Below are 13,552 nucleotides of genomic sequence, written 5' to 3'. Positions count from 1 at the left end.
GCACTCTGAAATAGCGAAACAATAATGTGATGATAGCCGCCCTGTTTATTATTAAACGGGGTTTATCGCGTGGAAAAATTAATTATCTTCGCCGTTGCAGCGCCGAAAAAATAAAGCCCCCGCATTAGCCGGGGGCGATAAATAAACCGATTCAGTGTTTGATGATATACATCGTCTGGCTGTAGGCCACGTCTTCCGGATTGGTGATCGGGTAGCCTTTTACCCACGGTTTGATCAGGCGGCCGTTAGTGTATTGATATATCGGCGCGATCGGCGCCTGGTCGGCAATGATCTGTTCCATCTTGTTGTAGTCGGCGGTCACCGCCGCCGGGTTGGTTTCCCGCCCCGCCTGCGCCAGCAGCTTGTCATAGTCCGCGCTCTTGAATTTGGCGATGTTGCCGCTGTGGGTTGAGGTCAGCAGCGACAGGAAGGTCGACGCCTCGTTATAATCCCCCACCCAGGAGGCGCGGATCACATCGAAATTGCCGGTATTGCGGCTGTCGATATAGGTCTTCCACTCCTGGTTTTGCAGCTTGACGTCAATCCCCAGCTTTTTCTTCCACATCGAGGCCACGGCGATGGCGATCTTCTGGTGGCTTTCCGAAGTGTTATACAGCAGCGTCAGCTTCAGCGGGTTGTTCGGGCCGTAACCGGCCGCCTGCAGCAACGCCTTGGCCTGTGCGTCCAGTTCCGCCTGCGATTGCTGTTGCAGCAAGCTCGCTTCCGGTTTGAACCCGGCGGTCACGTCCGGCGTAAAGTGGTAGGCCGGTTTTTCGCCGGTGCCCAACACTTTTTCCGCGATAATCTTGCGATCGATGGCGTAGGACAAGGCCTGACGCACCCGCACGTCGTTGGTTGGCGCGCGCTGGGTGTTGAACGCGTAGTAATAGGTGCCGAGCTGATCCGGGGTGTACACCTGCCCCGGAATGTCTTTCAGCAGCTTCTGATACATATTTTTCGGGAAGGATTCGGTGATGTCGATGTCGCCCGCCAGGTAGCGCTTGGTGGCGTTGGATTCCTGATTGATCGGCACGAAGGTCACTTTCGTCAGCACGGTGCGCGCATGATCCCAGTAATGGTCGTTAGGCGTCAGCACCAACTTCTCGTTCACCACCCGCTCCTGCAGTTTGAACGCGCCGTTGCCCACCAGATTGCCGACCTTGGTCCAGTCGTTGCCGTATTTTTCCACCACCGCCTTATTCACCGGGAACAGGCTGAAATTGGCCGTCAGGCTGACGAAGTACGGCACCGGCTTATCCAGCTGCACCTTCAACGTGTAGTCATCGGGCGCCGACACGCCCAAGCGATCGGCCGGCAGCTTGCCGCTGATGATCTGCTCGGCGTTCTGGATCCCCGCCAGCTGGGCGAACCAGGCGAACGGCGACAGGTTTTTCGGCTCGACCAGCCGTTGCCAGCTGTAGACGAAATCCTTCGCAGTGACAGGGTCACCGTTTGACCAGCGCGCGTCTTTGCGCAGATGGAAAATATAAGTCTGGTTATCGCTGGTCTGCCAGCGGGTGGCGACGCCGGGGATCACTTTCCCGGTGGCGTCCTGGTTGACCAACCCTTCGAACAGATCGCGCGCCAGCTGCGCCTCCGGCAAGCCCACCGCTTTGATCGGATCGAGCGAGGCCGGTTCGTCTTTAATGTGGCGCACGATTTCCTGTTTGTCCGCCAGCGCGGTGCCCGGGGGAACCTGCGCCGCCATGGCGCTGCTCATACAGGCGCCGATCGCCGCCGCGCAAAGCGCCAAACGAAAACCCCGTTGCATTTTTTTTCCCGTCATTGTGATTTGTCCCCCGTTAACCATCTGAATTTTTTATCATATAGCACAAGATCCGTCCGGCCTAGAGCCCGCGGCCGAGAAGTTGCAAAAAGTGCGATTCAGGCGATAAAAAACCCGTGCGGCACAGGGCGGCACGGGTGGTGTTTACAACAGCGACCGTCAGTCGTACAGGTGGATGCTGTTGATGCGGTAGCTGAACTCTTCCCCCTCTTCTTCATCGAATACGGTGAAAAAGCCTTTCTCGGCCAGCGGGCGGGCCGAGATATCGGTTTTTTGCAGCTGACGCGCGTCGGCGTCATCGTAGCCGTAGTCGAGATAGAAGGCATCTTTCTGATAATCGATGTGCAGGGTGAACGGATAGTTCGATTCGTCCCCGCGCCCGTCGTCGTTTTTCACCACGCCGAACCATTCCCCCTGGCGGATCTGGTTTTCAGCGTCCACGCCGCACAGCAGCGTGATGGTGTCATTTTCATTTTCGCTATAGCTGGCGATGATTCTGGCTACTGGCATGTTAAATCCTCTTGCGGGTGATTGGCTTAGCTCTGCCGTTAGTATAACAACAGCCTCAGGCCAGGTGCGGTTTAATTGGCGTTTTCGCCGCTGCGGCGTCACAGATCGCGCAAACGCCGCACAATTGCGATGGGAAAGATGCCGCAAAGCGTAATACACTGAATAAAATGACAATGACTCTCGAACTTTAACTCAGGGACAACACCATGACCGAACATCGACCGCGCAGTGAACGTGGCCAGTTGGCCGTCGCAGGAGAGAACTACGGCAGCTCGCTGCTGGGCGCGCCGCTGCTCTATTTCCCGGCGGCGGTCAGCGGCCCCGAGACCGGGCTTATCATCGCCGGCACCCACGGCGATGAGAGCGCCGCCATCGTAACCCTGTCCTGTGCGCTGCGCAGCATCGCGCCGAGCCAGCTGCGCCACCATGTGGTGCTGGCGGTCAACCCCGACGGCTGCCAGCTGGGGCTGCGCGCCAATGCCAACGGCGTCGATCTGAACCGCAATTTCCCGGCCGCCAACTGGCGCTCCGGCGACACCGTCTACCGCTGGAACAGCGCGGCGCCGGTGCGTGACGTCAAGCTTTCCACCGGCGGGCGCCCCGGTTCCGAACCGGAAACCCAGGCGCTGTGCCATCTTATTCATCGCCTGAAACCGCACTGGGTGGTGTCATTCCATGAGCCGCTGGCCTGCATCGAAGATCCCGCCAGCTCGCGACTCGGCGTTTGGCTGTCGCACAAGTTCGAACTGCCGCTGGTAACCAGCGTCGGTTATGAAACCCCTGGTTCGTTCGGCAGCTGGTGCGCGGATCTGTCGCTGCCGTGCATCACCGCCGAATTCCCGCCGATCTCCGCCGATGCCGCCAGCGAGCGCTACATCGATGCGATGACCGAGCTGCTGACCTACCCGAATTAATCGCTACGGGGCGATATCGACGATCGCCCCGCATTCGAACGCCAGGCCCGGCTCGACGTCCCGCGCCAGCCAGGTCGGGCCGTCCAGATCGACGAAGCGCGCCGCCGGCGCCAGCGGCAAGGCGGCGGATATCGCCCGCGACGTGCACAACATGCAGCCGAGCATGATGGCGAACCCCTGTTCGCGCGCGGCCTGCGCCAGCGCCAGCGCCTCGGTCAAGCCGCCGGTTTTGTCCAGTTTGATGTTGACCATCTGATAGCGCTGCGCCAGCTGCGGCAGATCGGCGCGGGTATGGCAGCTTTCGTCGGCGCAGATCGGCAGCGGATGAATAAAGTGCTCCAGCGCGGCGTCGTCACCGGCAGGCAGCGGCTGCTCCAGCATCGCCACGCCGAGATCGGCCAGCAACTGGCAGCGCGCCGCCAGCCCTTCCGCCTGCCAGGATTCATTGGCGTCGACGATCAGCGTCGCCTGCGGCACCGCGGCGCGGATCGCCACCAGCCGTTCGCTGATATAGTGATCGTCGAGTTTGATCTTCAGCAGCGTGGCGCCCTGCCGCGCCAGTTCGCGCGCAGCGAAGGCCATTGCCTCCGGCGTGCCGATGCTGACGGTCTGCGCCATGCGGATCTGCGCCGGCGCCGTCACGCCGCTGCGCTGCCACAGGCTCTGTCCGTGCAACCTGCACTCCAGATCCCACAGCGCCGAGTCCAACGCGTTGCGGGCGGCGCCCGCCGGCATCTGCGTCAGCAGCTGCTCGCGGGTCATGCCCTGCGCGATCGCCGGCGCCATCTCAGCCAACTGCGCCATCACCGACTCCTCGCTCTCGCCATAGCGCGGATACGGCGTGCATTCACCGACGCCGCGCACCTCCTGCTGTTCGATTTCGACCACCACCACCCGGGCTTCGGTGCGGCTGCCGCGCGCAATCACGAAGGCGGTATGCAGCGGCCAGGCTTCCGGGTAAAAACGCATGTCTCTCATAACGGCTCCTGAGCGAAAACCGCGCATCCAGGCGGGTGGATGCGCCGGTGATGTTTTATAGAACAGCCTAATATATACAACTATTTAGCAAACTTTGATATCCAATCCGCCCCGGTTGTCATAAACTGTCGCCAGGGTGTGAACCTGATGTTAACTGCCGTTACCGGAGTACCGTTTCATCAGGTTCATACCCTTTGTATAAACACCTGTAAAAGGAATCTAGCAATGACTCAGACAGTACATTTTCAAGGCAATCCGGTCGGCGTAGCGGGCAAGCTGCCACAGCAGGGCGAGCAGGCCAAGGCCTTCTCGCTGGTTGCCAAAGACCTGTCAGACGTAGCGCTGAGCAGCTTCGCGGGTAAACGCAAAGTCCTGAACATCTTCCCAAGCATCGATACCGGTGTCTGCGCGACGTCGGTGCGTAAATTCAACCAGTTGGCCAGCGGCCTGGATAACACCGTGGTGCTGTGCATCTCCGCCGATCTGCCGTTCGCGCAGTCGCGTTTCTGCGGCGCGGAAGGCCTGAGCAACGTGGTCACCCTGTCCACCCTTCGCGGCGCCGAATTCAAGCAGGCGTACGGCGTCGAAATCGCCGAAGGTCCGTTGGCGGGCCTGACCGCGCGTGCGGTCGTGGTGCTGGATGGCCAGGACAACGTGCTGTACAGCGAGCTGGTGAACGAAATCACCACCGAGCCAGACTACGACGCGGCGCTGGCTGCGCTGAAATGACAAAGCCGGCGGATGCCGGCTTTGGATACACGCTAAAGGCGCCGCAAGGCGCCTTTTTTATTCTTCGCCTTCGGCGCCGCCTTTGCGGCTGCTCAGGCCATACTCACGCAGCTTGTTGGCGATGGCGGTATGGGAAACGCCCAGCCGTTTCGCCAGCTTGCGGGTGCTGGGATAGGTGCGATACAGACGCGTCAGCACCGAGCGCTCGAAACGCTTGCTGATGTCGTCCAGCGAACCGTCCAACACCTCGTCGCCCAGCGACATCTCCACCTCGAACTCCGGCAGCACGATATCCTGCGGCCGCAGCTCGTAGCCTTCGGTTTGCGTCAGCGCGCGGTAGATGGCGTTTTTCAGCTGGCGCACGTTGCCCGGCCAGCCGTATTTGCTGAGGAAACCGCCCAGATCGCTCGCCAGCTTGGGCCGCGCTACGCCCTGCTCGTCGGCGAAGCGCGCCACGAACAGCTCGGTCAGCGGCATGATGTCCTGCGGACGCTCGCGCAGCGGCGGGATAGTGATGGTCAGCACGTTGAGGCGATAGTAGAGATCTTCGCGGAATTCGCCGCGCTGCACCAGCTCGGTAAGGTTTTTCTGGGTGGCGCAGATCACGCGCACATCGACATGCACCTCATGCTCTTCGCCGACGCGGCGGAAGGTGCCGTCGTTGAGGAAGCGCAGCAGTTTGGTCTGCATGCGCGGCGACATCTCGCCGATCTCATCCAGCAGCACCGAGCCGCCGTTAGCCTGCTCAAAGAAACCCTTCTTGCCTTCCAGCGCATTGGGATACGCGCCCGGCGCATGGCCGAACAGTTCGCTCTCCACCACGTCATCCGGCAACGCGGCGCAGTTCAGCGCCAGGAACGGCTGTTTGCCGCGCGGGCTGCGCAGATGGCAGGCACGGGCCAGAATATCCTTGCCGGTACCGGTATCGCCGACGATCAGCAGCGGCGCGTCGAGCATCGCCAGTTTGCGCGCCTGCTCCAGCACATGGCGCATCTTGGCGCTCACCGCGACGATGTGATCGAATTCGGTATCGTCGTTCACCGACAGATTTTGCAGCTGGCGGCCCATGCGCGCGGTGGACTTCAACATCACCACCGCGCCGACCGCGGCCGGCTGCTGCTGTTCGTCTTCCAGATAGATAGGCGTGATGTCCATCAGGAAGTCCTGGCTGCGGATCACCACCCGTTCCGAGTGCGGCGCCGTCTGCTCGCTCTCCAGCCAGCGGCTGAAGTTATAGCCGCCGATCAGCGCGCCGGCGGTCTGGTTGCGGATTTTGTCTTCGTTCAGGCTGAACAACGCCTGCGCCGCCGGGTTGGCCAGCTCGACCTTGCCTTTCATATCGATCGAGAACACCGGTTCCGGCATCGACTCCAACAGCGCACGCAGCGCGCGATGTTCGCGTTCGGAAGGCATAAAGCTGACGGTGCGCACGTCGGTCACGCCGGCGATGCGGCGGATCTCCGCCATCAGCGCGCGGAAAGTATCGAAATCCAGCTGGGAGAAGTTGAGGTAAATGCGGCCGATGGGATCGATCTCGATGCCACGCAGGTCAATGCTGCGCGATACCAAAAGATCGAGTAATTCTCGAGTGAGACCGAGACGGTCTTCGCAAAATACTTCCAAACGCATCAGTGTTGGCCTTATCTCTGCAGGTGCGGGGATCGTTGACGATGATGATACTCCCTCACACCGGGCGGTAGAAGCGATCTGTCAGCAAAAGTTGACAGAACTCTGATTTATTGCCGTGGCTGCTGATTTTAAACGCAAGTGAATAACAGCATCGGCGTCATTTTAGCCATCAAACAGAGAGTTATCACAACAATAATTAATATGGCAGATATTTATCACGCACTCGCAGGGGGATCGACTATCGTCAAGTCTTGATTACGTCCCGCGCCGGTACCGCTCAGAAAACGGCGCTCTCGCGAGCGCCGTAGCGAGGTTATTTGGCCTTGCCGTCGTTTTTTTTCAACGTGTCTTTCAACTGGCCGATCAGTTGGCTGCGGAAATCGCCGAGCTTCGGTTTTTCCCCTTCCAGCCACGGCAGCGGACGGCACAGTTCCATCGCCTTGATGCCCAACCGCGCGGTCAACAGCCCGGCGCCAATACCCTGCGCCGCGCGCGCCGACAGCCGCGCCGCCAGATCCTGCGACATCCAGTCCATCCCCACTTCGCGCACCAGCTCGGAGGCGCCGGCGAAGGCGATGTTCAACAACACCAGTCGGAACAGGCGGATGCGGCTGAAGTAGCCCAGCTCGATGCCGTACAACGCGGCGATGCGGTTGATCAAGCGGATGTTGCGCCAGGCGATGAACGCCATGTCCACCAGCGCCAGCGGGCTGACGGCGATCATCAGCGTCGATTCGGCGGCGGAGCGGCTGATTTCGCGCCGTGCCTGGTTGTCCAACACCGGCTGCACCAGTTTGGCGTACAGCTCCACCACTTCGCGATCGTTCTGCGTTTCATGCAGCGACGCCTGCCAGCGCTGCAGCGCCGGATGCCCCTGATCCAGCCCGGCCTGGCGCGCCAGCTTCTCGCAGAATTCGCGTCCTTGCCCCAGCCCGTGGCTGTGCAACAGCTCGCGCGCCACGTCGCGCTCCTCCGCACGCTGACGCAGCCGATACAAACGCCGCCACTCGGTGACTACCGAACCGACGCCGGCGAACACGATCAGGCCGCCGGCCACGCCGCCGCCCATGGCGATCCAGTCCTGCTGCACCCAAGCGGTATGCACCCACTGTACGCCCTGCGCCACCACGCTGACGCCGAACAGCGCCAGCCCGGCGGTGACCATTTTGCGCCACAGGCTGCGTTTCGGCTTTAGCGCAGCGTTAATGATGCCCTCGGCGCGCCCTTCTTCCTCTTCCTGCTGCAGCTCCGGCGCCGCCGGAAAGAAGCTTTCCGCCTGCTCGGCGTCAAAAGCGACGCCGGCGCGCAACGCCGGCTCCTGTGGCGGCTGCAGCGGCTCGTCAAAATCGATACGCGGTTTTATCGGCTCGCTCATCGCAATTTGTCTCCCAGTAAAAACTCCATCACCGCATCCAGCCGGATGTGCGGCAACGGGCTGTCCACGCTCATGGCGCGCGGACGAAACTCATCGAAGTGGAATCCCTGGCTCTGCCAGAACGCCGGCCCCGGCAGGCGCGCCGGCACTTCGCCGGGGAACACCGTCAGCGGCGCGCCGTCGCTCAGGCGGTTGCCCTTCAACGCCGGAATGCGCTGCCCCTGGTGATCGACGATGCCGCTCTCGGTCGCCTGCACCGAGGCCAGGCCGACGCAATCCATGCTGATGCCCTCGAACGCCGCGTTCTGCCACGCCTCTTGCACCAGCTGTTGCAGCAACGACACCAGATTGGCGTGCTGATCGGCGGTGATATGATCCGCCTTGGTGGCGGCGAACATCAGTTTGTCGATGGTCGGCGAGAACAGGCGACGGAACAACGTACGTTTGCCGTAATGGAAGCTCTGCATCAGTTGGGTCAACGCCAGACGCATGTCGTTGAACGCCTGCGGGCCGCTGTTCAGCGGCTGCAGGCAGTCGACCAGCACGATTTGCCGATCGAAACGAACGAAATGCTCTTTGTAGAAGTTTTTGACGATCGACTGGCAGTAGTAGTTGAAGCGAGCGCGCAGCATGCCGATGTTGGTGTGTTTGTCGGCCTGCGCCAGCTTCGATTCGCCGACTGCGGCCACATCGGGCCACGGGAAAAACTGCAGCGCCGGCGCGCCGGCCATGTCGCCCGGCAGCACGAAACGCCCCGGCTGAATGAAGTGCAGCCCTTCGCTTTTGCAGCGCAGCAGATAATCGGTGTAGGCCTGGGCGATCGCCGCCAGCCGGTTTTCGTCGGCCGGGGCCAGCGGATCGCAAGCCTTGCACAGCTCAAGCCAGGGTTTGGCCCATTCGGCGCGTTCGCCCTGCAGCAGCCCGGTCATCTGACGCGACCAGGCCAGGTAATCCTGCTCGAGCATCGGCAGATCCAGCAACCATTCACCCGGATAATCGACGATCTCCAGGTACAGCGTCGAGGTGTCTTTGAAGTGGCGCAGCAGCGAGTCGTTGGAGCGGTAACGCAGCGCCAGGCGGATTTCGCTGACACCGCGCGTCGGCGTAGGCCAGGCCGGCGGCGTGCCGTAAAGCTGCGCCAGCCCTTCGTCATAGGTGAAACGCTGGATGCCGAGATCGCGCTGCGGGATGCGCTTGACGCCCAACAGGCGCTCTTCGCGCACCGGTGAAAACAGCGGCATGCGCGCGCCGCTGTGCACATGCAGCAGTTGGTTGACGAAGGCGGTGATAAAGGCGGTTTTGCCGCTGCGGCTCAGGCCGGTCACCGCCAGGCGCAGATGGCGATCCATTCCGCGGTTGACCAGCGAGGTTAACTCATTTTGCAGTCGTTTCATTGCTCTCCTTGACGTAACGCCCGAATGCCTTGTTCAGGCCTTTACGGAACAGCGGTTCCAGCACCAGCGCCAGCACGAAGCGCACCGGTTTGCGGCCGACGGTTTTCAACAGCCAGCCGGCGGCGCCCGCCGGGCCATAGTTCAATAACGCTATGATGATGACTTTAGCCAATGTCTTCAACATTGCCGCCGCTCCTCGTTTAAATCCACCCGTTCTGGCGGTGTTTGCGACATCGATTTTATTCATGACAATGCCCTCCGGCACAAGACGATTAAGGTTACATTCACGGGATAACGGCGGCGAGATACCCGGCCTGTGCAGGCCGGGTATCGCAAGAAGGGTTACAGCTTGCGGAAACGGCTCTGTACGCCGAAGGTATCGGACGTCACATAGCGCTCGACCTGACGCAGCTGCTGCTCGCCGCTGCCCAGTTCATACTCCAGCTGATCGAGCAGCTGGCGCGGCGTCTTCTGATGCTCGCCTTCGAAACGGCTGGCCGGCGCTTCGTCCAACACGAACACCAGCGCGATATAGGCCACCAGCGTGAAGAAGAACAGCCCGAAGAACAGCGACAGCACCACCATCACGCGGATCAGGCGCACCGGCACGTCGAAATAGTGGGCCAAACCGGCGCAGACGCCTTTCACCATGCCTTCTTCGGGAACGCGATAAAGCTTTTTACTGCCCAGCGTTGTGCTCATCAGGACTGTCTCCAGTTCGGGTGTTCCGCATCGAGGATCTCTTCCAGCGCCTGAATGCGTTCACGCATGCGTTTGGCGTCTTCCGCCAGCTGCGCCAGGCGCTGCATTTCTTGCTGACTCAGCTGGATGCCGGTCTGTTGCCGATTGCTGTAATGCAGCCAAAGCCAAATCGGCGCGACAAACAGCACGAAAATTGTCAGCGGAATGGCAAGTAATAAAGCACTCATTGTTATTCCTTCTTATCGGGTCCTGGGTAGCGGCCACCTCCGGCGTGTGGCCGCGGTTCGCCTTACTCGGAGCGGTTCATCTTGGCTTTCAGCGCCGCCAGTTGCTCACTGATGGCGTCGTCGGCTTTCAGCTCGGCAAACTCTTGCTCCAGCGACTTCTTTTTACCGATGCTGATGCTTTCCGCTTCAGCTTCCATGTGGTCGATGCGTCGTTCGAACTGTTCGAAACGCGCCATCGCCTCGTCCAGCTTGCCGCTGTCGAGCTGGCGGCGCACTTCACGCGAAGAAGACGCGGCCTGATGGCGCAGCGCCAGCGCCTGCTGCCGCGCGCGAGTTTCGGTCAGCTTGTTTTCCAGCTCGCCGATTTCGCTCTTCATGCGCGCCAGCGTTTCTTCTACGGTCGCCACTTCCTGCGTCAGCGTGGCGATCAGATCGGCAACCTTCTGTTTTTCGATCAGCGCCGCGCGGGCCAAGTCTTCTTTATCTTTACGCAGCGCCAGTTCGGCTTTTTCCTGCCAGTCGCCAACCTGGTTTTCACCCTGCTCGATGCGACGCAGCAACTGCTTTTTCTCCGCCAGCGCGCGCGCCGACGTGGAACGAACTTCGACCAACGTGTCTTCCATCTCTTGGATCATCAACCGCACCAGCTTTTGCGGATCTTCTGCCTTGTCCAGCAGAGTGTTGATGTTGGCGTTCACGATGTCGGCAAAACGAGAAAAAATACCCATAATTCACTTCCTCTTGGTTCTGATGGCGTCTGAAGCGCCGCGTTAAGTCGTACAGCTTGCCCAAGGATATAATCAAAACCCGTGCCAACTTTTATTTAATTGAAAAACAACAACATTTTATTTTTGACTCTCTGTGAGCTTGCTGTAGAGTGATTATTTTCACCAAACATTGGCGAATTTCATCATGAACGAGCAGCCAGAGAATTTGTTGGGCGAAGCAAACGCCTTTGTCGAAGTGTTGGAGCAAGTCTCCCAGGTCGCCAAGTTGAACAAACCGGTACTGGTGATCGGCGAGCGCGGCACCGGCAAGGAGCTGATCGCCCACCGCCTGCACTACCTCTCCAACCGTTGGCAAGGGCCATTCATCTCGCTCAACTGCGCGGCGCTGAATGAAAACCTGCTGGACTCCGAGCTGTTCGGCCACGAGGCCGGCGCCTTTACCGGTGCGCAGAAACGCCATCTGGGCCGCTTTGAGCGCGCCGACGGCGGCACGCTGTTCCTGGATGAGCTGGCGACCGCGCCGATGTTGGTGCAGGAGAAATTGCTGCGGGTCATCGAATACGGCCAGCTGGAGCGCGTGGGCGGCAGCCAGCCGCTGCGGGTGGATGTGCGGTTGGTGTGCGCCACCAACGACGATCTGCCGGCGCTGGCAGCCGCGGGCAAGTTCCGCGCCGATCTGCTGGATCGGCTGGCGTTCGACGTGGTGCAGCTGCCGCCGCTGCGCCAACGCCGGCCCGATATCATGCTGCTGGCCGAACACTTCGCCATTCAAATGTGTCGGGAGCTGGCGCTGCCGCTGTTTCCCGGCTTTACCGAACGCGCCAGGCACACGCTGCTCGGCTATGGTTGGCCAGGCAACGTGCGCGAACTGAAAAACGTGGTTGAACGCTCGGTCTATCGTCACGGCGACAGCGACCACCCGCTGGATGAGATCTTGATCAACCCGTTTGCACCGCGCGAGGCCCCGCCGGTCGCGCTCCCGCTTGAAGGAGCCGGCGCGCTGCCGGCGCTGCCGCTGGAGTTGAAAAATTGGCAGTTGGAGCAGGAGAAGGCATTGATCGAAGCGGCGTTGCAGCAAGGGCGGTTCAACCAACGCAAGGCGGCGCAGCTGCTGGGGCTCACCTACCACCAGTTGCGCGGCATGCTGAAAAAACATGCGCTGCAGCAAAACGGCGAAGCGGATGAGGAATAGTGGGCAAAAAAAAAGCCAGCACCCGAGCTGGCTTAAAAAAACACTGGAAGCAATGTGAGCAATGTCGTGCCTTCCACATCAGAGCCGCAAACTGTGGCCTTCCGTGAACTGCCAGGCGATGATAATAGTTATCAGTATCGTCTGTAAAGCACTTTGTTGAGAATTTTTCTCATTACCACACGAAGATTGCGCAATTACCACTCAGGGAACGGGTCCGCCATATCCAGCCAATAGTCCACGCCGGCGGCCATTTCGTCGTCGCTCAGCAGGCAATCGTCCAGCAGACGCGCGATCGTCGCCTGCTGCAGATGCTGGCCGATAAACACCAGCTCCTGGCGCATGTCGCCGAACGGCTCCACCCATTTTTCCTGAATATGCGCCCTCGTTTCGGGATCCTGCGGCCAATTGTCTTGTGGAATGGCGCGCCAAAAGGTGCCCGCCAGACCATAGTGGGCGATGCCGCCGGCCTGGCTCCACTGCCCGGCCTGCCGCGGCCGCGTCGCCAGCCAGAAAAAGCCTTTCGAGCGCAGCAGCTGGCCGCCGCCCCAATCGCCGTTGATCACCCGGTAGAACTTGTCCGGCGCAAAAGGCCGCCGCGCCTGATAAACAAAGCTGCTGATGCCGTAGTTTTCCGTTTCCGGCAGGTGTTCGCCGCGTAGCTCTTTCAACCAGCCGGGCGCCTGCTGCGCCTTTTCAAAGCTGAAGCTGCCGGTATTCAGCACCGCCTCCAGCGGCAGTTTTCCCGGCGCGATCGGCACAATGCGGGCGTCGGGATTCAGGCTGGCCAACAGCGCCATCACTTCGCCCTGCTGCGTTTGCGTCAACAGATCGGTCTTGCTGACCAGAATCACGTCGCAGAACTCAATTTGCTCAATCAGCAGATCCGCCACGCTGCGCAGATCGTCCTCGCCCAGACTTTGGCCGGCCTCCTGCAAGCTTTGCGCCTGTTGATACTGCTGGATGAAATTCACCCCGTCGACCACCGTCACCAGGGTATCCAGCCGGGCGAACTGCGACAGGCTTTCGCCTTTTTCGTCCTCAAAGGTAAAGGTTTCCGCCACCGGCAGCGGCTCGGAGATACCGCTCGATTCGATCAGCAGGTAATCGAAACGCCCGTCCTGCGCCAACTCGCGCACCGATACCAGCAGATCTTCGCGCAGCGTGCAGCAGATGCAGCCGTTGCTCATCTCCACCAGCTTCTCTTCCTGGCGATCGAGATGCACTGCATTTTCCACCAGCGCGGCGTCGATGTTCACCTCGCTCATATCGTTGACGATCACCGCCACGCGCATGCCCTGCCGGTTGTTCAGGATATGGTTCAGCACCGTGGTCTTGCCGGCGCCGAGAAAGCCGGAAAGCACGGTCACGGGAAGTTGCTTCATGGGAAC

At 60.5% G+C, this 13,552-nt stretch carries 14 protein-coding genes; 3 read left to right on the top strand and 11 right to left on the bottom strand.

What is annotated here, in order from left to right; translation table 11 throughout:
• Nucleotides 1-151: 151 nt before the first annotated feature.
• Both AAIE04_RS13465 and AAIE04_RS13460 read right to left on the bottom strand, forming a co-directional pair.
• On the bottom strand, nucleotides 152-1,786 hold the full coding sequence (locus tag AAIE04_RS13465; RefSeq protein WP_026036095.1) for a peptide ABC transporter substrate-binding protein: 1,635 nt from the start codon (nucleotides 1,784-1,786) through the stop codon (nucleotides 152-154).
• A gap of 159 nt (nucleotides 1,787-1,945) precedes the next feature.
• Nucleotides 1,946-2,296, bottom strand: coding sequence for a hypothetical protein (locus AAIE04_RS13460; RefSeq protein WP_015378006.1), 351 nt, complete (start codon nucleotides 2,294-2,296; stop codon nucleotides 1,946-1,948).
• 206 nt (nucleotides 2,297-2,502) lie between these two features.
• Here AAIE04_RS13460 and mpaA point away from each other — a divergent pair, with 206 nt between their 5' ends.
• Nucleotides 2,503-3,210: a murein tripeptide amidase MpaA gene (gene mpaA, locus AAIE04_RS13455; RefSeq protein WP_063919560.1), complete on the top strand. Its 708-nt coding sequence runs from the start codon at nucleotides 2,503-2,505 to the stop codon at nucleotides 3,208-3,210.
• A gap of 3 nt (nucleotides 3,211-3,213) precedes the next feature.
• Here mpaA and ycjG read toward each other — a convergent pair whose 3' ends face one another.
• Nucleotides 3,214-4,188: an L-Ala-D/L-Glu epimerase gene (ycjG, locus tag AAIE04_RS13450; RefSeq protein ID WP_498577112.1), complete on the bottom strand. Its 975-nt coding sequence runs from the start codon at nucleotides 4,186-4,188 to the stop codon at nucleotides 3,214-3,216.
• Nucleotides 4,189-4,413: 225 nt separating this feature from the next.
• On the opposite strand from ycjG, the gene tpx reads away from it, so the two are divergent.
• Nucleotides 4,414-4,917, top strand: a complete 504-nt coding sequence (tpx, locus tag AAIE04_RS13445) for a thiol peroxidase (RefSeq protein WP_019452663.1) — start codon at nucleotides 4,414-4,416, stop codon at nucleotides 4,915-4,917.
• Nucleotides 4,918-4,974: 57 nt separating this feature from the next.
• Here tpx and tyrR read toward each other — a convergent pair whose 3' ends face one another.
• From tyrR to pspA, 7 genes are all read right to left on the bottom strand, one after another.
• Nucleotides 4,975-6,546: a transcriptional regulator TyrR gene (tyrR, locus tag AAIE04_RS13440; protein WP_025159779.1), complete on the bottom strand. Its 1,572-nt coding sequence runs from the start codon at nucleotides 6,544-6,546 to the stop codon at nucleotides 4,975-4,977.
• Between the two features lie 313 nt (nucleotides 6,547-6,859).
• A complete protein-coding gene (locus tag AAIE04_RS13435) occupies nucleotides 6,860-7,921 on the bottom strand; it encodes a YcjF family protein (RefSeq protein WP_019452665.1) in 1,062 nt (353 codons plus the stop codon).
• Nucleotides 7,918-9,315 carry a YcjX family GTP-binding protein gene (locus tag AAIE04_RS13430; RefSeq protein WP_019452666.1) on the bottom strand — a complete coding sequence of 466 codons (1,398 nt, stop codon included), beginning with the start codon at nucleotides 9,313-9,315 and terminating at the stop codon, nucleotides 7,918-7,920. Before AAIE04_RS13430 ends, AAIE04_RS13435 begins: the two co-directional genes overlap by 4 nt.
• Nucleotides 9,296-9,562 (bottom strand): phage shock protein PspD, encoded by a 267-nt coding sequence (pspD, locus tag AAIE04_RS13425; RefSeq protein ID WP_031299672.1) that lies wholly within the window; start codon nucleotides 9,560-9,562, stop codon nucleotides 9,296-9,298. Before pspD ends, AAIE04_RS13430 begins: the two co-directional genes overlap by 20 nt.
• A gap of 95 nt (nucleotides 9,563-9,657) precedes the next feature.
• Nucleotides 9,658-10,017, bottom strand: a complete 360-nt coding sequence (pspC, locus tag AAIE04_RS13420) for an envelope stress response membrane protein PspC (protein WP_004930552.1) — start codon at nucleotides 10,015-10,017, stop codon at nucleotides 9,658-9,660.
• Complete coding sequence (gene pspB / locus AAIE04_RS13415; RefSeq protein WP_004930553.1) at nucleotides 10,017-10,244, bottom strand: envelope stress response membrane protein PspB; 228 nt, start codon at nucleotides 10,242-10,244, stop codon at nucleotides 10,017-10,019. Before pspB ends, pspC begins: the two co-directional genes overlap by 1 nt.
• 62 nt (nucleotides 10,245-10,306) lie before the next feature.
• The gene (gene pspA, locus AAIE04_RS13410; protein ID WP_019452667.1) at nucleotides 10,307-10,972 is read right to left on the bottom strand and encodes a phage shock protein PspA; all 666 of its coding nucleotides are present in this window, start codon (nucleotides 10,970-10,972) and stop codon (nucleotides 10,307-10,309) included.
• Nucleotides 10,973-11,156: 184 nt separating this feature from the next.
• Between pspA and pspF the strand changes: the two genes are divergently transcribed.
• Entirely contained in the window at nucleotides 11,157-12,164 is a 1,008-nt protein-coding gene (gene pspF, locus AAIE04_RS13405) for a phage shock protein operon transcriptional activator (RefSeq protein WP_498577111.1), read from the top strand.
• Between the two features lie 194 nt (nucleotides 12,165-12,358).
• Here the strand turns inward: pspF and zigA are convergent, their stop codons facing one another.
• Nucleotides 12,359-13,546 (bottom strand): zinc metallochaperone GTPase ZigA, encoded by a 1,188-nt coding sequence (gene zigA, locus AAIE04_RS13400; protein WP_074054106.1) that lies wholly within the window; start codon nucleotides 13,544-13,546, stop codon nucleotides 12,359-12,361.
• Nucleotides 13,547-13,552: the final 6 nt, after the last annotated feature.

It is taken from the genome of Serratia sp. Ae19-1 (assembly GCF_059801225.1).
This window is presented reverse-complemented; position numbering and strand designations above follow the sequence as displayed.